An 18,640-nucleotide genomic window follows, 5' to 3' on the forward strand; every position below is an offset into this window, starting at 1 on the left:
TCTTTGTTTTGGTAACGCTTGTCATCAAGCAAGCCGAAGGTCTCTACCCATGAAGACTTCCATCATCCCCCTCCTGTTCTTGCTGTTATCGGGTAGTTGGTTGGCCGACGCCGGTGCAAAGCCGCATAATTTCACAGCGGAAACGGCACCAGTGGTATTGGTGGCGATGGCTTCGCCACCCTTGGAAATGCATCCCGATTCGCTCGGCGATCGCCAACCCGCCACCCACGCCTTGATCAGGGATGCGATCATGACCGCCGACTACCTGGCGCTGGAAAAAAGCCTTTATCTCGCTCCCGGCGGCGTACTCACCCTAGGCAGAATCGCACCGAATGAATCCGGCGCCCGTTTCGATCCGCCCCTCATTTCGGATCGCGGCCCGAGACCTTATGAAGGGCATATCTGGTCAGCGAGTCGGGAAGTGAGTGAAACCCTCGCCCGAGCGCTTCGAAATCAAGGGGTCGAAGCCCGCGTGTGGGATCGCTATCTCCCCCTATCGCCCTCCCGTCCGACCCATCTGCCCGATTGGCGCGCCGCGGTTCTGCAATGGTACGCGGCGGAGCAAAGTGACGCCGATTACCGGCACGCCGGCATTCCGAAAAGCACCGATGTCATCGAGGTGGCCGTCGGAGACGTTTCCGTCTTCCATGGCCAAATCCGCCTGACCTTGCTGGCGAAACGCATCGATCCCGTCAGTGGCCGGGTGAAGGCGCGCGCCAGCGGGCGCGAGACCGCATCCGTCCGGGCGGAGTGGCAACTGTTCGATCGGGAGGCCAGGGCCTTCAAATCGGCGATCCGCGATCTGGGTCGACGGCTCGCCGAGCAGACTCTGCCGCCCTTGACCGCTAGCTTCTGACTCCGGCCCCATGGCCATGCCCCGCCGCAACGCCCCCTTCGCGCTCGTTCAAGCGAGCCTGATGCTGGGCCATGTGCTGGTCCTGTTCAACGCCGCGGTTTATGTCGCCGCCATCCCCAAGGCGGCGGGGGCCCTGGGGGTGGCATCCAGCTTCGGCACCTGGGCCCAGACCTATTTCATGATGGGCTGGGCCTTGTCGGTGCCGCTGACCAGTTGGCTGGCGAAAAAATTCGGCCGGGCGCGGATACTCTTGGCCGGGCTCGCGGGCTTCCTCCTCGCCTCGGCGATTTGCGCCCGGGCACCGGAATTTCCCGGCTTTCTCCTAGGCAGGATTCTGTTGGGCTTCCCCAGCGGCCTGGTATTGCTCCTTTCCCAAAATATCGCCCTGAGCCGCTGGCCACCGGAAAAAAAACTGACCGGCGTCTCCCTCTGGGGCATGGCGGCCCTGGCACCGCTCACCCTGGGGGGAATGGTCGGCGGCTGGATTACCGACGAACTGGGATGGCGCTGGTTGTTTTATCTCAATCTCGCCGTCGGCGGCATGGTGGCCTTCATGGTGACCACGCTCCTGGATATGGAAAAGGAAACCCGTCCCGCCTGGCGCTTCGACAAAATCGGCTATGGCCTGCTGGTGATCGTGATGGCGGGAACCCATACCCTCCTCAACCTGGGCAACGACTGGGATTGGTGGCGTTCCGACCTCCTGGTCGGCGTGGCGTCGATCACGGTAGTCGCCTTGCTTTACTGGTGGATTTGGGAGCTGGGCACCCCCTATCCGGCGGTGGATCTGCGCCTCCTGCGCCAGCGCAACTTTCTCATTGGAGTGACCTGCCTGGCGGTGGGTTTTTTCTTCATTCAAGGCTTGTTCTCGTTTCTGATCGTACGGCTTCAGCTCATCTTCGACTATTCCACCTGGCTGGCGGGGCTGGTATTCGTGCCTTTGCTGCTGGCCAAGCCGATGATCGCCTTCACGCATCGATTGATGCGGAACATCGATCTCCGCCTGCTGATTTCCCTGGACTTGCTCGGTTTCGCCCTGGTCTTTTCCTGGATCGGCCGCTTCGATCGCGATGCCTGGCTGGATCAATTGTTCTGGCCCCTCTGCCTGGAAGGACTCTGCCTGGGCGTCTTCTTCGCCCCCTTGACCGCACTGATCTTGGCCGGGGTGCCGCCCAGATACCATCCCCGGGTTCTGGAACAGGCCAACGTTCTGAGAATCGCCGCCGGGTCCTGGGGGATTTCCAGCATGGGGGTGATCGCCTACCAGCGCAGCGGCTTCCATCGCGTCAATCTGGTGGACCAGTTCACCCTCGCCGATCCGCGCAGCCAAGCCTTGTTGGACAAATTTACCCAGGCCGGATTCTCCCCCGCCGCCGCGCAGACGCAACTAGAAAAAACCGTGGCGCATCGGGCGTCGATCCTGGGATTCGACGATGCGTTTTTGCTCGCGGCCATGGTATTCGTCGGCCTGGCGGTGCTGGCCTGGCTGGCCGATCCGGTGCACTTGCCGGTACGCCTGGATTTGCGCCGCAAGATCCGCATGCTTTGGGAGGAGAAGCAGCTTGAGGAACCGTAAAACCTATTCCTCTCCGCGAAACATTGCCGGTTCGGCACGCCGCGATTCCGGAAAATGCCCGGTTTTACCGGCATGGTTGTTCCCCCTGGCGCTTCTCGCCGGCTGCGCCTTCCTGCCCGATGCCGACGAAAGCGAGGCCCGCTTCCTCTCCCAGCCGGATATGGCGCTTACCCTGGAAGCGACCGACGAGGCCGCGCCGGTCGACGGCAAATGGCCGAACCGCGCCTGGTGGCGACAATTCGGCAGCGACGAACTCGATCGGCTGATCGAAACCGCACTGAAAGACAATCCCGATCTCAAAACCGCCGCCCATCGCCTGCGCCAATCCCGGGCTCAAATCACGGTGGAAACGGCTCGCTTGCTGCCGGGCTTGGAGTCCAACACCCAATTCGGCCATGCGCGATTTTCGGCCAACAGCGTACAGGCCAAGCTGGCCGGGGAGAGCTTCGGATTCATCCTGTTCAACCCGGTCAATCTGCGCTGGCATCTGGATCTGTGGGGCAAGGACCGCGCCGCCATCGCGGCCGCCATGGGTCGATCCAAAGCCCGCGCCGCCGAACTGGCCGACGCCCGCTTGTGGCTGAGCAGCGCCATCGCCCGGGCCTATCTTCGCCTGGCGGTCGCCGAACAACGCCTGGCCGCCGCGGAAGAACTGATCCGGCACCAAAATGGCCGGCTCGAAGTCAGTCGGGGCCGTTGGCGGGCGGGATTGGACCCGCATATGCGTCAGGACACCGCCGAGGAACGTTACCTCGACGCCCAAGCCCTGAGGGATGGATTGCGTCAAGAGGTGGCACTACTGCGCCACGAAATCGCCTATCTGGTCGGCCGGGGTCCCGATTTCGGCGACACCATCCAAATTCAGCCGGTTCGGATTTCCAAGCGCTTTTCCCTGCCCACCGACCTGCCCCTCCACCTGCTCGGCCACCGGCCGGACGTGGCGGTGGCGAAACATCTGGCGGAAGCGGCCGCCCAGGAGGTCAAGGTCGCCCGCACCGCCTTCTATCCCGACGTCAATCTGGTGGGATTCGCCGGTCTGCACAGCGTGTCGTTCTCGGACATTCTCCTGCAAGGCAGCAGCCTGGCCTACCAGATCGGTCCCACGGTGGATTTCCCCCTGTTTCAGGGCGGACGCCTCAGGGGCAACCTTCAGGCCAGCCGAGCCGCCTATGCCGCCGCGGTGGAAACCTATAATGAAGCCGTCCTCCACGCGGTGCGGAACGTGGCCGACGCCCTGACCCGCTGGCAGGATAGCAACCGCCGCCTGACTTCGCACCAAGCGGCGCTGAACGCCGCCCGACGCCGCTATCGTCTGGCCGCCGGCCTCCACGAGGCCGGTCTCAACGATCGCTCGGAACTGCTGGCGGCGGCAACCGAAACAAGCTTCCGCGAACTGGAGCGGGCCCGGTTGGAGATGCAGCGCAATCGGGCCGTGGTGGACCTCATCCAAGCACTGGGAGGAGGCTGGACAAAAACCGATATCCCCGACGAGTAAAGGAATTCATGTCAACCCGCAAACGACTTTTGGGCCGGAGGAACCGGCGCATCCGACGCTTGACCTTGATCTTATTGATTCTCGCATTGATCTTCGCTTGGTTCTGGTACCGCAACCACCGCTTTGTCAGCACGGGCGACGCCTACGTGCGAGGCAACGTGATCCCCGTCGAGGCCTTGGTTTCCGGGACGGTGGTGGAGGTCGCCGCGGAAGACACCCAATTCGTCCGCGAAGGGCAGATCCTGGTCCGGCTGCAGGGACATCGGGCGCAGATCGCTCTGGAAAAAGCCAAGGCCGATCTGGCCGCGGCGGTACGCCGAGTCCAGGCCGCCTTCGACGAAACCGAAGTGCTGCACCATCGACTGGACGCCCAAACCGCTCGGGTAAAGCGAATTCAACACGATCTCCAACGCTTCCGCTGGGTGGTCGAGGAAGGCGGGGTGTCCCAAAAAACCCTGCAAAACACCGAAGACCGGCTGCGTGAATTGCGCGCCCGCGTGCGCGAGACCCGGGCCGATTTACGCCGGACGGAAAGCCAGATCCAGGGAACCGAGGTGGACAATCATCCCTGGGTGGAGCAGGCCAAAAGCGCGCTCGAGACGGCCTATCTGGATTTCGTACGCCAAACCATCGTCGCCCCGGCCAGCGGCTTCGTGGCGAAAAGGAAAATCCAAGTAGGCGACCGGGTGTCTACCGGAACCCCCTTACTGACCCTGGTTCCCCTGGATCATCTATGGGTCGAGGCCTACCTTCTGGAAACCAAGCTCGCCCCCGTCCGCCCCGGCCAACGCGCGGAAATCAGTGTCGACATGTACGGTTCCCGCCGCACCTATCACGGCGTCGTGGAAGGCATCCTCCCCGCCACCGGCAGCACCTTCGCCCTGATTCCCCCCGACACCGCCACCGGCAACTTCATCCGCATCCGCCAGCGGGTGGGGGTACGCATCGGCCTGTTCCCGGAGGAACTGCGTCGCCATCCCCTGCGCCCCGGTCTGTCCACCGTCACCCGCATCGCGGTGGGACGGCGGGGATTGACTTGGGCGGGAGAAAGGGGCTCCCAGCCGTCGAACGAAGTGAAAACCGAAGCGAGCCCACCGCCCCGGGAAGAACGGCGATTCGAGACGGACGTCCTGCGCTCCCTGGCCACCACCGAGGCACCCGCCTACCGAAGCCAGGCCTACGCGAACGAACTGCAGGCGGTGGAATCCCTCAGCCAGCGCATCATCGAGGCCAATCGGAGGAAACGTTAAGACTCTGCCGGCCGGTACTCGGCGGTCACGGTAGTATAGATCCCGCCGCGGACATTGAAGCGGGCCTCCACTTTCATCCAGCGGGGACGGCACGCGGCCGCCAAGTCGTCCAGGATCCGGTTGGTCACCGCTTCGTGGAATGCGCCTTCGTCGCGATAGGACCAGAGGTAAAGCTTGTAGGACTTGAGCTCGATGCACAGCCGGTCGGGGATGTACTCCACCAGGATGGTGGCGAAATCCGGCTGACCGGTCTTGGGGCACAGACAGGTGAATTCCGGCGAATCGATCCGGATGGTGTATTCGCGGCCGGGATTGGGGTTGGGAAAAGTTTCTAACGTTTTACTCGGTTGGGAGGGCATATTGTCTTGCTGAAAGCCTGAAAATTCAAAATGGGTCAGTATAATACGTAAAATTGTAATAATGCGTCGTAACATTGGACCTTCATCCAACTTCGTTGCTCCCATGCGCCTGGAAAAAATCAAATTAGCCGGCTTCAAGTCCTTCGCGGACCCCACCGCGCTCGTCTTTCCGGGGCGCTTGATCGGGGTGGTCGGTCCCAACGGCTGCGGCAAGTCCAACATCATCGACGCGGTCCGCTTCGTGATCGGGGAAAGCTCGGCCAAGCACTTGCGCGGCAGCGCCATGGCGGACGTCGTCTTCAACGGTTCGAGCAGCCGCAAACCGGTGGGTTTGGCCGGGATCGAACTGGTCTTCGACAACCACGAAGGACGCCTCGGCGGCGAATACGCCCGCTACGCCCAGATCGCCCTCAAACGCCAGGTCACCCGCGAAGGTCAGTCCCAATATTTCCTCAACGGCTCCCGCTGCCGCCGCCGGGACGTCATGGATGTGCTGTTGGGGACCGGCCTGGGACCGCGCAGCTACGCCATCATCGAACAAGGGATGGTATCGCGCTTCGTCGAGGCCAAACCGGAAGATCTGCGCCTGTTCGTGGAGGAAGCGGCGGGACTCTCCAAATACAAGGAAAGGCGCCGCGAGACCGAACTCAAACTCCAGCACGTCCGCGCCAACCTGGATCGCGTCGAGGATATTCGCGGCGAGCTTCAAGGCCAGGTCAAACGCCTTGCTCGACAAGCCAAGAAAGCGGAGCAATACCGCGAATTGACCCGTTCCATCGAGCAGCGCCAGGCGGAGCTGTTGGCGATCCAATGGCGCCAGGCCGAAACCGAGCATCGCCGCCATCAAGGGGATCTTCAGCGGATGGAAAGCGAGCTGGCCGACCGGGAAAGCGCTCTGGAAGAAGCGGAAACGAGGGTGTCGAAAGCGCGCGGCCGGACTCAAGATTTGACCCAAAACCTGCAATCCCGGCAGGCGAAGCTATACGATCTGAAGGCTGCCATCAGCCAATGCGATCAGAATCTCCGTCACGCCCAAAAAACCCTCCAGGAGCGCGAACGCTCGCTGGATGCCTGGCGCGCCGAATTGGAACGGTCCCAATCGGCCATCGCCGAGACCCGAACCGAATTGGAACACCTGGAGCAGGAGCACCTTCAGGTGCAAGCCGAATGGGAGCAACATCGAAGCGGGGTCGAACAAATCCAAGCCCAGCGGCATGCGGCGAAAAGCCGCCGCCAAGAAGCGCGGCAAGCGTTCGAGCGTCAAGGCGAGAAGTTGAAACACACCGAGTCCGAGACTCAACTCTTGGAAGTGGAAATCCGTCATTTGGAAGGTCACCATAGCCGCAATCGGACGCGTCTCGAACAGCTGGCCGGCGAGCGGCGCCAACTGGAACAGAACCGCGACTCGGATGCAGTCGATGAGCTGGCCCGGCAATTGTCGGAAATTCAGACCCGGCGAGAGGCCCAACAGGAAGCCATCCAAAGCACCAGCCAAACCATCCGCCGCCTGCAAGACGAAAAGCAGGCCGTCGAGCGCCGGATCAAACAATCGGAAAGCGAATCATCCCGCCTGCAAGGCAAGCTCAGCGCCCTGGAAACCCTCCAGCGGTATGCCTTGGGAAAAGACCGCGAACGATTGAACGATTGGCTCAAAGCCCTGGGGCTGCAGGATGCCCCGCGCCTCGCCGAAGCCCTGGAAAGCGAGGCCGATTGGGAACTTGCGGTGGAAACCGCTTTGGCCGAATGGCTGGAATCGGTCTGCCTGGAGGATCTCGCTTCCGTCGCCCAAGCCACCCCCGAGTTGGAAGAAAACGCCGTATTCATTCTGAAGCATCCTTCCTTCCCCGGTTCCGCGCCTGCCGACTCCCTGATGAAAAAAGTCACAAGCCCGGTGAATTTGGCGCCTCTTCTGGAAGGCTTCCGCTGCACGGAATCCCTCGACACGGCGCTGGCTCGGCGGGAAGAATTGGCGACTCACGAACGCTGGATCACGCCCGGCGGGGATCAGGTCGGTCCCTCGTGGCTGCAGCTCCGCCACCGGGGAGAATCCAATCAAGGGGTACTGGAGCGGCAAAAAGCCCTGCGGGAGCTCCGGGGCAGCCTGGATACCCTGGACCGGGAGCGGAGCCGGGACCAGGCCGAAAAAAACCGTGTGAACGAGGCGCTGAGCGAGACCGAACGGGACTTGGAAACGCTTCGCTCCGGGGAACGCGACAGCCACTCCCGACACAGCCGCTTGCAAGCCGAATTGGGCGCCGCCCGGACCCGCCAGAAAGAAATCCAAACCCGCCTAGAACGGCTCGCGCGGGAATATGAGGCAACCGAAAAGGATAACCGGGCGCTGGCCGACAAACTGGCCGAACATCGCCGGGAACTCGCCCGGAAAACCGAAGCCAAAGCGGATCAAGGGGATGCGCTGGGCAAATTGCAGGCCGACTTCAATCGCGCCCACGCCGAATTCGACCGGATCGAAAACGAAGCCCGCCGCCAACTGGACCACCAACACCGGTTGGAGGCCCGCCGGGAAAAGATCGAACACGCCCGAGAACTGCTCCGGCAGCAACTGGCGCGGGCCGAACGACAAGAAAGTCAGCTCCGGGATCGCCTCCGGCACGCCGAAGCCGAGCAAACCGAAGGCAAGGCGCCGATCCAAGCCGCCGAACGCGAACTGGCATCCCTGCTCGAACGCCGCCCCGCGCTGGAACAAGACCTTGCCCGAACCCGCGCCGCGGTGCAGAAAGCCGAGGTCGATTTGCGCGACTCGACCGAGCGGAAGCAACGGGCGGAAGCGCAGCGCGATCAAGCTCGAAGCGCCCTGGAGCAAGCCCGTCTCGCCGCCGAGGCGGCTCGGGTCCGCTGGCAAACCGCACAAAACGAGGTGGCGACCCAAGCCGTCGACCTCGACCGAACCCTGGCATCCTTGCCTCCCTCCGCCGATGTGGCCGGTTGGCGGAAACGCTTGGAACAACTCAAGGCGGATCAAGCCCGCCTGGGCGACGTCAATCTGGCCGCCATCGAGGAACACCGCCAGCATTCGGAGCGTCTGCGCTTTCTCGACAAACAGCACGCCGATCTGGAAAGTTCGGTGGAAATGCTGGAGAAGGCCATCCGCAAAATCGACCGCGAAAGCCGCGCCACCTTTCGCGCTACCTTCGACGCGGTGAACGGGCATTTCCGGGAACGCTTCCCGGCGCTGTTCGGCGGCGGGGAGGCCCGACTGGAGCTGACCGGCGACGACCCCCTCGACGCCGGGGTACGCATCGTGGCCCGGCCGCCGGGCAAACGCAACAGCTCCATCCAGCTGTTGTCCGGCGGAGAGAAAGCGCTGACCGCGGTCGCCCTGGTATTTTCCTTTTTCGAATTGAACCCGGCCCCCGTTTGCTTCCTGGACGAGGTGGACGCACCCCTGGACGAAGCCAACGTGGGGCGCTTCTGCCAACTTCTTAAATCCATGTCGGAACGGGTACAATTCATCTTTGTGACGCATAACAAAGCCACCATGGAAATCGCCGATCAGCTGATCGGCGTCACCATGCGCGAACCGGGGATATCCCGCATCGTCGCCGTGGATCTGAAACAGGCCGCCGAAATGGCGGCCGCGTAAATGGGCCGACCGCAGAACCGACTCGAAGCGCTCCGGAGGAGAATCAAACATGGAGATGGATAAAACCACCTTGAGAATCATTCTGGCAGTCGCCGGGGCGGTGCTGCTGGTTGGAATCTACCTGTGGGACCGCTGGAAAAAGCGGCGCCGGATACCGGACGAAACCTGGGACGAAATGGAATCCGAACCGTCCCATGACGAATTCGAATTGGAAGAAATCGATACCATCTCCATCAATCCGGCGGAAGAAAACGTCCCGGTGGACGCGGACGTCCTGGACGCCGAACAGGCCAGCATGTCGCCCCCCCGGGAAGAACCACGCGAATCGTCCAGCGATTATTCCGGCCGCGACCGCCCCCGCCAAGCCGAAGCCGAGAAACGCCAAACCCGGAGCGAACCCGAAGCGACGGCCAAAGCCGCTCAACGCGCTCCCGAGCCGGCCCCTGCCGAACGGCAAGCGGCGACCCAAGCCGCCAAATTGCCGGACGTCATTCAGGTAAGCGTGGCCGCTCCGCCGGGGCGACCGCTCCAAGGACCGGCACTGGCCAAAGCGTTCGCCGACTTGGGACTCGAATACGGCGACATGGAAATCTTTCACGCCTACCAAGGCGATGAAATTCAATTCAGCGTAGCCAGCCTGGTCAAGCCGGGGACTTTTCCCATCGATGCCATGGACGATTTTCAAACCCGGGGGCTGACGCTGTTCATTCAACCGCCCTTGGTCAAGCGCCCCTCCGAGGCGTTCGAACGGATGATTTCCGCTTGCCACACCCTGGCGCAGCGTTTCGGCGGCAGCGAGTGGGACGACCGTCGACAACCCTTGACCGCGGTTAAAATCTCCCTATGGCGCCGTCAGCTCAAGGGCTCGTGAGCATGTCGCCGCCGGAATCGGCGGCGCAGCGGGTGGAGGCGTTGCGCCGGGAGATCGAGCATCACAATTATCGCTATTACGTCCTCGACCAGCCGGTCGTCTCGGATGCCGAATACGATGCCCTGATGGCCGAACTCAAGGCGCTTGAAACCGGCCATCCCGAATTGATCACCCCCGATTCTCCGACCCAGAGGATCGGGGCGCCCCCCTCGGAAGCCTTCGCCCCCATCCGACATGAAGTGCCCATGCTGTCGCTGGACAATGTTTTCAGCGACACGGAGCTGCTGGATTTCGACCGACGGGTACGCGAGCACTTGGGCGTCGACCGGGCGGAATACACCGCCGAACCCAAACTGGACGGCCTGGCGGTGTCGATTCTCTATCAACACGGCCGTCTCACCCGCGCCGCCACCCGCGGCGACGGCACCACCGGCGAGGACGTCACCGCCAACGTCAAAACCATCCGTTCCATCCCCTTGCGTCTACAGGGGTCGGCCTGGCCCGACCGATTCGAGCTGCGGGGGGAAATCTTCATGCCCATCGAAGGATTCAAACAATTGAACGCCTGGGCCTTGCGTCACGACCAAAAGGTGTTCGCCAACCCCCGCAACGCCGCCGCCGGCAGCCTGCGCCAGCTGGACCCGAAGGTGACCGCGCGGAGGCCGCTGGATTTTTTCTGCTACGGTTGGGGACTATTCCCCGCGGATCGGCTGCCCGAGGCGCAGGCGGAATTGCTGGCCCGGCTCCAGGATTGGGGCTTTCCGGTGTGCCCGGAATTGACGGTGGTAGAAGGGGCCGAGGAATGCCTGGACTATCATCGGTCGATTCTAGCCAAGCGGGAATCTCTGCCCTACGAAACCGACGGCGTCGTCTACAAGGTCAACCGCATCGCCGCCCAACAGCGGCTGGGCTTCACCGCCCGCGCCCCGCGCTGGGCGATCGCCCACAAATTCCCGGCCCACGAGGCCACCACCGAGATTCAAGCCATCGAAGTGCAGGTGGGACGGACCGGCGTCCTCACCCCGGTGGCCAAACTCGAGCCGGTCCAGGTGGGCGGCGTGACCGTGTCCAGCGCTTCCCTGCACAACTACGAGGAAGTGAAACGCAAGGACGCGCGGGTGGGCGATACGGTGATCGTGCGCCGCGCCGGCGACGTCATCCCGGAAGTGGTGACGGTGATTGCCGAGAAACGCCCGGCCGAAACTTCCCCGATCCAACCGCCCGGCCGCTGCCCGATCTGCGGCGCGGAAGTCGTGACCGACCCGGGGGAAACCCTGATCCGCTGCAGCGGGGGACTGTTTTGCCCCGCCCAGCTCAAGGCCGCCATCAAACACTTCGCCTCCCGGCGGGCGATGGACATCGACGGGCTGGGGGATAAATTGATCGACCAGTTGCTGGAAAAAGGCCTGATCGAGGATGTGGCCGATTTGTACGATTTGACCGAGGAGCCAGTGGCGCAATTGGAACGAATGGGCAGCAAATCGGCACGAAATCTGATCCAGGCCCTGGAAAAAAGCAAACAGACCACCCTGCCTCGCTTTTTGTACGCCCTGGGCATCCGCGAGGTGGGGGAAGTCACCGCCCAAACCCTGGCGCAACACTTCCGCGGCCTGGAACCCTTGATAAAGGCCGACCAGGAGACATTGGAGCAGATTGCCAACATCGGTCCGGTGGTGGCCAATCACATCGTCGCCTTCTTTCGCCAGCCGCATAACCGCCAGGTCATCGAGCGGCTGCGGGACGCCGGGATCGAGTGGGAAACACCCGAGGAAAACCATTCCCGTCCGCTGGCCGACAAAACCTTCGTGTTGACCGGCGCGCTGGCCTCCATGACCCGGGATGAGGCCAAAACGCGGATCGAAGCCCTGGGCGGCAAGACTTCCGGCAGCGTCTCCAAAAACACCGACTATTTGATCGTCGGCGAGGACCCCGGCTCCAAGCTGGACAAGGCCCGTCGACTGGAAATTGCCGTCATGAACGAGGAGGCGTTTCTGGCCTTTCTTAATCAGTTCGTAACCCCCTGAACCCACAAGAAAAACTCGTGAACGAGACAGATCCAGACGCGGAAATCGACGATCTACAGACCGAGCTTTGCATTTTACAGAGCCATTTGGAGCGCTTGATCGCGCGCATCCGCCAAAACGATGCCAAATTATGTCAGTTCCAATCCCTGGAAACCCAGCTGCTCTCCCTCAACTCCTTGCGGGAATTGGTGGAGTACGTTCTGGACGACACGCGCACCGTATTCGAACTGGATTGCGTCACCCTGGCCCTGGTGGATCCCAACGGCAAGCTGCAACAATTCATGCAGGAAGACGGTCTCGGCCTCGACAGTTTGAAGGAACTGATCCTTCTGGACTCCGACCGCACCTTGACGCAGCTGTTCGGCAAGGCCTTTCGGCCTTACTTGGGAGCCTTCGATTCCAGACATGGAACACTGTTTCCATACTCATCCCCACCCACCAATATCGCCCTGCTTCCCCTGGTACGCCGGGGAGAACTTCTCGGCGCCTTGAATTTGGGAAGCCATGATCCGGACCGCTTCATTATCGGCATGGCCACCGACTTTCTCGATCGCTTACGTGCGATCTTGTCGATCTGCCTGGAGAATACCCTGAACTTTGAGTTGCTGCGCCGCACCAGCTTCATCGATACCTTGACCGGGGTCAACAACCGCCGCTTTTTCGAACAAAGGCTCGGCGAAGAACTCGGCCTCGCCCAAAGGCGCAATGAACCGATCGCATGCCTGTTTCTGGACATCGATCACTTCAAAACGGTCAACGACACTTACGGCCATCAAACCGGCGATTTGGTGTTGGCGGAGGTCGCCGCGCAAATCCGTTCCCAGCTGCGCAGCAACGACGTACTCGCCCGCTACGGTGGAGAGGAATTCGTCGCCCTGCTGTCTACGGCGGATGAGCGACGAGCGTTGGAGGTGGCGGAACGTATCCGAAAACGCATCGAATCATCCAAAATCGTCGATCATAACGAGCAGCCGATCTCCGTCACCCTGTCCATCGGTGTGTCGGAATATACGCCAACCCCAAGCTCGGCACTGACCGAAACCGACAAACAGCGTTTTTTGGAGCTGGCCGACCAGGCCTTGTATCACGCCAAGCGCGCCGGGAGAAACCGGGTACATAGCGGCGGGGCTTATCCAGCCCTCCATGAAAAGTGGGTGGCGTCCCAATCCTAACGAAAGGCGCCGGGTCCGGCGCCTTTCCAAGCGGAATAACTATGCCCCGCTGTCCGGAGCTTCTTCCGCTTGCTCCGGCGCGGGAGTGGCGGGAACTTCCGATGGTTCTTCCCGGGGCGCCTCTTTAGGCGCTTCCTGAGCTGGGGCCTTCTCCGCTGCCTTGGCGGTCAACAGCTTGATCTCGGCTTTTTGCTTCAGCTCGTCCACGTGCTCCTGAATCATTTGCCGCTTGAGCATCATTTCAATCTGGGGTTTGACTTGCTCGAACGGCGGAGGAGTTTTCTCGCGCGAATCCTCCCTCAAGATCACATGCCAACCGAACTGGGTCTGGACCGGTTCCTCGGAGTACTTGCCGTTTTCCAGCGCGATCACCGCTTCGGAGAAAGGCTCCACCATCCGCTCAGGCACGAACCAACCCAAATCGCCGCCTTTCTTGGCGGAAGGTCCGATCGAATTCTCCTCGGCCAACTTGGCAAAATCCTCGCCCGCCTTCAGGCGTTCAATGATTTTTTTCGCCGCATCTTCCGTCTTGACCAGGACGTGGCGGGCTTTATATTCGCTTTTCTTCATCGCGCCCACCAGTCGGTCGTATTCCGCCTGAAGCTGCTCCTCGGTGATAGGATGCTTGTTCAGGTAATCCTCCACATTCGCCTGGGACAAGACCGCCCGTTGGGTATAACGGATTCTCTCCGCCACTTCCGGTTGCCGAGGAAGCTGATTTTGCAGGGCTTCCTGCTTCAACAACTCCCGGTCGACCAATTCCTCGACCAGTTTGCCTTCCGGCAGATCGGCGCCGGCCCTGGGATTGTTGCGAGTAATTTCGTTTTTGACGTACTCCAACGCCTTGCGACTGATGGGCTGGCCATTGACGATCGCCACCGCCTCTTTTTCATCCACGGGCGCCAGGCTCAGGCCTTCCGAAGCTTTATTGCCGCCGGCGTTACAGCCGGCCAGGATGGCGCAGGACAGGACGGTCAAGGTGAAGGTTTTTTTCATAATTATCATCCTTTGTTTGCAGATTCATCGGGAGTGTATGCCTGGATGCTGAGCGCATGAATTTCGCTCTGCATCAGGTCGGAGAGCGCCTGATAGACCATCTGGTGGCGTTGGACCAAGTTTTTGCCGGCGAACGCGTCGGAAACGATGGTCAGATAAAAATGTCCCGCCCCACCCGCCTGGGCATGGCCGGCGTGGGCGGCGCTGGCATCCATCAACTCCATATGGGTAGGAGACAAGGTTTGGCGAAGGCGCTCTTCGATCATTTGAACTCGATCACTCATTGGGGAAACACCTGTAAAAATGGTTTAACTGTCACGCGGGCATAGACTCCCGCTTTCAGGTAAGGGTCCGCATCCGCCCAAAAGCGGGCATCCTCGAGACTGGGAAACTCGGCTACGATCAAGCTGCCGCTGAAACCGGCCGCCGCCGGATCGGGACTGTCGATGGCGGGATGGGGGCCGGCGAGGATCAAGCGCCCTTCCGCTTGAAGGGCCTCCAAACGCTGAAGGTGGGCCGGCCGCTGCTCCTTGCGCAGCGGCAGACTGCCGGGGGCATCCTCGGCGATAATCGCATACAGCACGATTACTCCTTATTGGATTCGGGCTCGGGCAGATAACGGGCCAAAAAAACCGCCTGCAGCAGCACGAAGCCGACGGTCAGACCCAACATACCGAACAATTTGAAATTGACCCAGGTGTCGGTATCGAAGGTATAGACTACGAATAAATTGACCGCCCCGAGAAACAGAAAAAACAACGCCCAACTGAGGTTGAGACGGTACCAAACCAGCTGGGGAAGATCCACGTTAGCGGCCATCATCCGCTGAATGAAAGGTTTCTTTCCGATGAACTGGCTGGCCAAAAACGCCACTCCGAACAACCAGTTGATCACGGTGGGCTTCCATTTGATGAATTCCTCATCGTGGAAATATAAGGTCGCACCGCCGAATACCACGATCAACCCCAAGGTGATCAGGTGCATGTTTTCCACCCGCCGGTGGCGCAACCACATATAGCCCACTTGCACGAAGGTCGCCGCAATCGCCACCCCGGTGGCGACATAAATGCCTTCGAGCTTATAAGCGGCAAAAAACAGAATGATGGGGAAAAAATCGAATAATAATTTCATAAATTGTCACACATATGCGTCCACAGCGTACCACAGTTGGGGCGCCGTCTCGTCCGGGAGGGACTGAGCGTTCAAATAGGCCAGCAAGGCCCGTCGGGTACGAAGATCCAAGGTGTCCTCCACCAAAATCCGCCGGGCTCGGATCGAATCCTCCACGGCGGGTTCGGCAAAGCTTTTACGTCCGGACGACGGCACCGATTGGACCGCCCGAACCGGATCGGGTTTCCGCCCGCTCGGACGCGTCCGGGGATGGACGGCCAACGCCGAAGGATAATTGACACGCCTGATAGCATTCATCGAACCACCCATTAATGTTAGCTATGCTATCCTGTCGCCATCCGGCGCGCAAGCAACCGGAATCCCGTTACCCTAAAACAACCCGATCTTTGCGCAAATGGACGAAAAAACCCGAACCGAAATCGAAGCCGCGGCTTTTCGTCGACTGCTCCAGCATTTACAAACCCATCCCGATATCCAAAACATCGATTTGATGCTTACCGCCGACTTCTGCCGCAACTGTCTGGCGAAATGGTTCCTGGCGGAAGCGGAAGCGCGAGGCGTCGAGCTGGACTACGACGCAAGCCGGGAAATCATCTACGGCATGCCCTACGCCGACTGGAAAGCCCAGCATCAAACCGAAGCGTCCCCTGAGCAGAAGCAAGCCTACGAGGAACGCCAGCGGCGCAAACAAGCGCGATAAAACTCTCCCGGAGGTGCTCCCATGATTATTAAATACCGGATGCATTGGTTAGGACTCTCTTTGCTCACCCTGATTTTGGCCGGGTGCGGCAATGGGACAGATAGCGTCAGCAGCGGGCCCGCCAACATCCGCGGCCAAGTCATCAGCGACCAGGGACCGGCCAAGAAAGCCGCGATCAAGGCGGTGGACAGTCGGAATCGCACCTTGGCCACGACCGAAGTGGGCCGGGACGCCCATTTTCGCATTCAATTACCCGCCGATACCGCTTATCCGGTGGTCCTCACTGCCACTTTGCCCAATGGCAAAACCTTGGAGGCGGTGGCAGGCGGCAGCCTGGTGAGCGAGCAAAATATCAGTTCCTATACGGATTTGGTGGTCAAATCCGCGCGCCAACTGGGCGGCTTGACGCCGGAGAATATCGCCCGCGCCGCCGGCGGCGCCATCAATCAACGCCCCAGCCAGGGCGGGAAACGCTCGTCCACCGGTTTCAAGGGCGATCTGACCAAGCAATACGGCGGCTGGCACTGAGCCCAAAACCAGGCCCGCATCAGCGGGCCTGGTACTTTAAAACGTCCCGTTGTTCCACCCCCAATATTTACGCGGAATATCGATCAATTCGACATAGACCCGATCCGGGGGAATATTCAACTGCGCCTGCAGAAACTCGCAGACGAAGCGGGACAGCGGTTCGGTCTGGTTCTCCGGCAGACCGATGCTTTTCAACTCCACATAGGCGGCCGGGTCCGAGGTGCCGCCGAAAATCAGATCGGCGCCTCCCACCACTTGCACCATCACGAATCGCTCCGGCTTGCCCAGCTTGTCCACCAGTTGGGCGGAGGCCTCTTTCAGGATGGATTCACGCTTGTCCGAACTCAGCTCCAAATTGGTTTCAACCCGCAAATACGGCATTGCTCTCCTCCATTTTCTTCGTCAGAACGAGATTATAGTCTGACTGTAGAAATAGTTGGAATCCCCCCGCTGATTCGGCGCATCGGGCGCGTTGCGGGCAAACTTGCCTTTGAATAGATGGGCCCAGCCGGCCTCCAGGGTCAACAGAGCGGGAATCACATGCCAGCGGGTGCGGATTTCGATCTGGTGGCCGAGAAAGTCGCCCGATCCGCCGCTGGCGTCCCGCAACCCGGCACCGGTCCAAGCATCCCGTTTTTCCGCCAGCCAAAAAGCCCGATAGGCGAAGAATCCGTCTACCGTCGGCGCCGGTTCGACCTGCACCCGAAAGCCGAGGGAATTCAAATTGCCGCGCGCGAACGCGCCCCAAATGCTGGTGGGACCGAATTCGAAGCGGCGCGCGCCGAACAAGGTGTCGAAGCGGTCATAATCGCCGTCGTTGGGGTCTTCGTCCCCGCTGGCGTAATCGTACTGGACGAGAAAGCGCGGCCGCCAAGGCAGATCGAAGGTATAGCCAACGGCGGCATGACCGAAATAGGCGAAGTGGTCCAGGCTGTCGGTCGAGGTTTTGGACGCCCGCGAACTGCCCGTCTGCAAGGCCGTCTCGAATTCGAAATCGAACCGTCCGGTATCGGGCTTGCGATACCAGCGCACGCCGGGCGTCCACAATTTCCGATTTTGGGTGGCGATGGGATGATGACGGGTATCTTCCTCGTGCAGGTAATAGGCGTAGAGCTTCCCCCGGGAATCCAGGGGCAAGCGGTCGAGGCCGAGAAAGGTGCCGATGAAGAAGGTGGCTCCGTTCTCCTCGTCGAATTGGGTCCGGCCGCGGCGCAAAGCTTCGGCGTCGCCAATAGGAGCTGACGCCCCAATGTTTGCAGGTTATTCGTCAATTGCGACAGGCGTTGAGTAACCGCCGCCGGCCGCTAACAGCCTGCGAGCGCCAACCAGTCCGCTAAATGTCCCACATCCCGTAAATCAGCACCTTGCTCTAAATAATAGACATGAGAATCTTCGGCTGAGATGCCCATGTAGAGATTCGTGTTGGGGTAAAAGCGATAATAATAAGGGGAGGAGGACTGCGAAGCGGCTTGCGCCGGAGAAAACATGTTAGGGTAGCTGTTTTCCGCCCAGTTTAATAAGCAGTCGGAACGAGACAGTTGCCCCCCGGCAGCGGTAATCGTTTCCGATAGGATACCGTGGCCGCCTTCCATCGGGTAAACCGGATCATGCCATGATAAGTGATACATGCAGGTTTGCCCCATTAACCCTCCGGGACTGCAATCCATGTAAGCCAATTGATCGGGATCAGTGGGGCCGAGGACGGGGTCTATGGCGTTGAAGTTGATCGCTACGGCCACATTGTTATTGACTGGAGGATTCGTATCTATTTCGGTGGTATTCATGGCAAAGGCATAGGCCGTTATACCGCCCTTTCCATCGCCTGTCGTGTGAAGCTGATAACGAATCTCCTCTATGTTTCCCATCAGGGTATCGTCCAGCAGACCTTGAAGGTTCGTCACTTTCTGGGTATCGGCATCATAATCGAATGACCCTCTAAACTCGGTATCATCCCAATAAACAACTTTTACCTCATAATTCAGTGGTTCGGCATGGGCTACGGTCATTGCAGCAAAGGCCAAGCCCGATGCAATAAATAATTTAAATGCTTTCATTTTACTTCCTCTTACTTTTTGAGA

At 60.5% G+C, this 18,640-nt stretch carries 19 protein-coding genes; 10 read left to right on the top strand and 9 right to left on the bottom strand.

Annotation, left to right across the window (positions count from 1 at the left end; translation table 11 throughout):
- Positions 1-49: 49 nt before the first annotated feature.
- The 4 genes from H035_RS0116750 to H035_RS0116765 are packed head-to-tail and all read left to right on the top strand — an operon-like array spanning position 50 to position 5,177.
- Positions 50-856 (top strand): hypothetical protein, encoded by an 807-nt coding sequence (locus tag H035_RS0116750; RefSeq protein ID WP_022950110.1) that lies wholly within the window; start codon positions 50-52, stop codon positions 854-856.
- A 10-nt stretch (positions 857-866) separates the two neighbouring features.
- The gene (locus H035_RS0116755) at positions 867-2,432 is read left to right on the top strand and encodes a DHA2 family efflux MFS transporter permease subunit (protein ID WP_022950111.1); all 1,566 of its coding nucleotides are present in this window, start codon (positions 867-869) and stop codon (positions 2,430-2,432) included.
- The gene (locus tag H035_RS0116760; protein WP_022950112.1) at positions 2,419-3,927 is read left to right on the top strand and encodes an efflux transporter outer membrane subunit; all 1,509 of its coding nucleotides are present in this window, start codon (positions 2,419-2,421) and stop codon (positions 3,925-3,927) included. Before H035_RS0116755 ends, H035_RS0116760 begins: the two co-directional genes overlap by 14 nt.
- A gap of 8 nt (positions 3,928-3,935) precedes the next feature.
- Positions 3,936-5,177: an HlyD family secretion protein gene (locus tag H035_RS0116765; RefSeq protein WP_022950113.1), complete on the top strand. Its 1,242-nt coding sequence runs from the start codon at positions 3,936-3,938 to the stop codon at positions 5,175-5,177.
- Here the strand turns inward: H035_RS0116765 and queF are convergent.
- Complete coding sequence (gene queF / locus H035_RS0116770) at positions 5,174-5,536, bottom strand: preQ(1) synthase (protein ID WP_022950114.1); 363 nt, start codon at positions 5,534-5,536, stop codon at positions 5,174-5,176. The two genes, H035_RS0116765 and queF, sit on opposite strands and share 4 nt — an antisense overlap.
- A gap of 103 nt (positions 5,537-5,639) precedes the next feature.
- On the opposite strand from queF, the gene smc reads away from it, so the two are divergent.
- The 4 genes from smc to H035_RS20435 are packed head-to-tail and all read left to right on the top strand — an operon-like array spanning position 5,640 to position 13,207.
- Positions 5,640-9,140, top strand: coding sequence for a chromosome segregation protein SMC (smc, locus tag H035_RS0116775; RefSeq protein ID WP_022950115.1), 3,501 nt, complete (start codon positions 5,640-5,642; stop codon positions 9,138-9,140).
- A gap of 49 nt (positions 9,141-9,189) precedes the next feature.
- Entirely contained in the window at positions 9,190-10,011 is an 822-nt protein-coding gene (gene zipA / locus H035_RS0116780; RefSeq protein WP_022950116.1) for a cell division protein ZipA, read from the top strand.
- A complete protein-coding gene (gene ligA / locus H035_RS0116785; RefSeq protein ID WP_235044669.1) occupies positions 9,984-12,035 on the top strand; it encodes an NAD-dependent DNA ligase LigA in 2,052 nt (683 codons plus the stop codon). Before zipA ends, ligA begins: the two co-directional genes overlap by 28 nt.
- Positions 12,036-12,052: 17 nt before the next feature.
- Positions 12,053-13,207: a GGDEF domain-containing protein gene (locus tag H035_RS20435; protein ID WP_022950118.1), complete on the top strand. Its 1,155-nt coding sequence runs from the start codon at positions 12,053-12,055 to the stop codon at positions 13,205-13,207.
- Between the two features lie 39 nt (positions 13,208-13,246).
- Here H035_RS20435 and H035_RS0116795 read toward each other — a convergent pair whose 3' ends face one another.
- From H035_RS0116795 to H035_RS0116815, 5 genes are read right to left on the bottom strand one after another with little or no spacing between them, the layout of a single operon-like run.
- On the bottom strand, positions 13,247-14,203 hold the full coding sequence (locus tag H035_RS0116795) for a peptidylprolyl isomerase (protein WP_022950119.1): 957 nt from the start codon (positions 14,201-14,203) through the stop codon (positions 13,247-13,249).
- 5 nt (positions 14,204-14,208) lie between these two features.
- On the bottom strand, positions 14,209-14,487 hold the full coding sequence (locus H035_RS0116800; protein WP_022950120.1) for a BolA family protein: 279 nt from the start codon (positions 14,485-14,487) through the stop codon (positions 14,209-14,211).
- Positions 14,484-14,786 (bottom strand): YciI family protein, encoded by a 303-nt coding sequence (locus tag H035_RS0116805; RefSeq protein WP_022950121.1) that lies wholly within the window; start codon positions 14,784-14,786, stop codon positions 14,484-14,486. The genes H035_RS0116800 and H035_RS0116805 overlap by 4 nt, the downstream gene beginning before the upstream one ends.
- 2 nt (positions 14,787-14,788) lie before the next feature.
- Positions 14,789-15,334, bottom strand: coding sequence for a septation protein A (locus H035_RS0116810; protein WP_022950122.1), 546 nt, complete (start codon positions 15,332-15,334; stop codon positions 14,789-14,791).
- Between the two features lie 6 nt (positions 15,335-15,340).
- Positions 15,341-15,631: a hypothetical protein gene (locus H035_RS0116815; protein WP_022950123.1), complete on the bottom strand. Its 291-nt coding sequence runs from the start codon at positions 15,629-15,631 to the stop codon at positions 15,341-15,343.
- 97 nt (positions 15,632-15,728) lie between these two features.
- Here H035_RS0116815 and H035_RS0116820 point away from each other — a divergent pair, with 97 nt between their 5' ends.
- Both H035_RS0116820 and H035_RS21060 read left to right on the top strand, forming a co-directional pair.
- On the top strand, positions 15,729-16,034 hold the full coding sequence (locus H035_RS0116820; RefSeq protein ID WP_022950124.1) for a DUF1244 domain-containing protein: 306 nt from the start codon (positions 15,729-15,731) through the stop codon (positions 16,032-16,034).
- A 21-nt stretch (positions 16,035-16,055) separates the two neighbouring features.
- Positions 16,056-16,562, top strand: coding sequence for a hypothetical protein (locus tag H035_RS21060; protein WP_022950125.1), 507 nt, complete (start codon positions 16,056-16,058; stop codon positions 16,560-16,562).
- A gap of 36 nt (positions 16,563-16,598) precedes the next feature.
- On the opposite strand, the gene H035_RS0116830 is transcribed toward H035_RS21060, so the two are convergent.
- From H035_RS0116830 to H035_RS0116840, 3 genes are all read right to left on the bottom strand, one after another.
- Positions 16,599-16,943: a phenylpyruvate tautomerase MIF-related protein gene (locus tag H035_RS0116830; protein ID WP_022950126.1), complete on the bottom strand. Its 345-nt coding sequence runs from the start codon at positions 16,941-16,943 to the stop codon at positions 16,599-16,601.
- A 21-nt stretch (positions 16,944-16,964) separates the two neighbouring features.
- Positions 16,965-17,777 carry an alginate export family protein gene (locus tag H035_RS20445; RefSeq protein WP_051149880.1) on the bottom strand — a complete coding sequence of 271 codons (813 nt, stop codon included), beginning with the start codon at positions 17,775-17,777 and terminating at the stop codon, positions 16,965-16,967.
- 89 nt (positions 17,778-17,866) lie between these two features.
- Positions 17,867-18,616, bottom strand: a complete 750-nt coding sequence (locus tag H035_RS0116840) for a hypothetical protein (RefSeq protein ID WP_026596759.1) — start codon at positions 18,614-18,616, stop codon at positions 17,867-17,869.
- Positions 18,617-18,640: the final 24 nt, after the last annotated feature.

This window comes from Methylohalobius crimeensis 10Ki (assembly GCF_000421465.1).
Lineage (GTDB): Bacteria > Pseudomonadota > Gammaproteobacteria > Methylococcales > Methylothermaceae > Methylohalobius > Methylohalobius crimeensis.

Excerpts from the sequence above, each read along its gene's own strand:
- H035_RS21060 (WP_022950125.1), top strand. The coding sequence starts at position 16,056 with ATGATTATTAAATACCGGATGCATTGGTTAGGACTCTCTTTGCTCACC.
- H035_RS0116765 (WP_022950113.1), top strand. The coding sequence starts at position 3,936 with ATGTCAACCCGCAAACGACTTTTGGGCCGGAGGAACCGGCGCATCCGA.
- H035_RS0116810 (WP_022950122.1), bottom strand. The coding sequence starts at position 15,334 with ATGAAATTATTATTCGATTTTTTCCCCATCATTCTGTTTTTTGCCGCT.
- H035_RS0116795 (WP_022950119.1), bottom strand. The coding sequence starts at position 14,203 with ATGAAAAAAACCTTCACCTTGACCGTCCTGTCCTGCGCCATCCTGGCC.
- zipA (WP_022950116.1), top strand. The coding sequence starts at position 9,190 with ATGGAGATGGATAAAACCACCTTGAGAATCATTCTGGCAGTCGCCGGG.
- ligA (WP_235044669.1), top strand. The coding sequence starts at position 9,984 with ATGGCGCCGTCAGCTCAAGGGCTCGTGAGCATGTCGCCGCCGGAATCG.
- H035_RS0116755 (WP_022950111.1), top strand. The coding sequence starts at position 867 with ATGGCCATGCCCCGCCGCAACGCCCCCTTCGCGCTCGTTCAAGCGAGC.
- H035_RS0116750 (WP_022950110.1), top strand. The coding sequence starts at position 50 with ATGAAGACTTCCATCATCCCCCTCCTGTTCTTGCTGTTATCGGGTAGT.
- H035_RS0116800 (WP_022950120.1), bottom strand. The coding sequence starts at position 14,487 with ATGAGTGATCGAGTTCAAATGATCGAAGAGCGCCTTCGCCAAACCTTG.
- H035_RS0116820 (WP_022950124.1), top strand. The coding sequence starts at position 15,729 with ATGGACGAAAAAACCCGAACCGAAATCGAAGCCGCGGCTTTTCGTCGA.
- H035_RS0116830 (WP_022950126.1), bottom strand. The coding sequence starts at position 16,943 with ATGCCGTATTTGCGGGTTGAAACCAATTTGGAGCTGAGTTCGGACAAG.
- H035_RS0116840 (WP_026596759.1), bottom strand. The coding sequence starts at position 18,616 with ATGAAAGCATTTAAATTATTTATTGCATCGGGCTTGGCCTTTGCTGCA.
- H035_RS0116815 (WP_022950123.1), bottom strand. The coding sequence starts at position 15,631 with ATGAATGCTATCAGGCGTGTCAATTATCCTTCGGCGTTGGCCGTCCAT.
- queF (WP_022950114.1), bottom strand. The coding sequence starts at position 5,536 with ATGCCCTCCCAACCGAGTAAAACGTTAGAAACTTTTCCCAACCCCAAT.
- smc (WP_022950115.1), top strand. The coding sequence starts at position 5,640 with ATGCGCCTGGAAAAAATCAAATTAGCCGGCTTCAAGTCCTTCGCGGAC.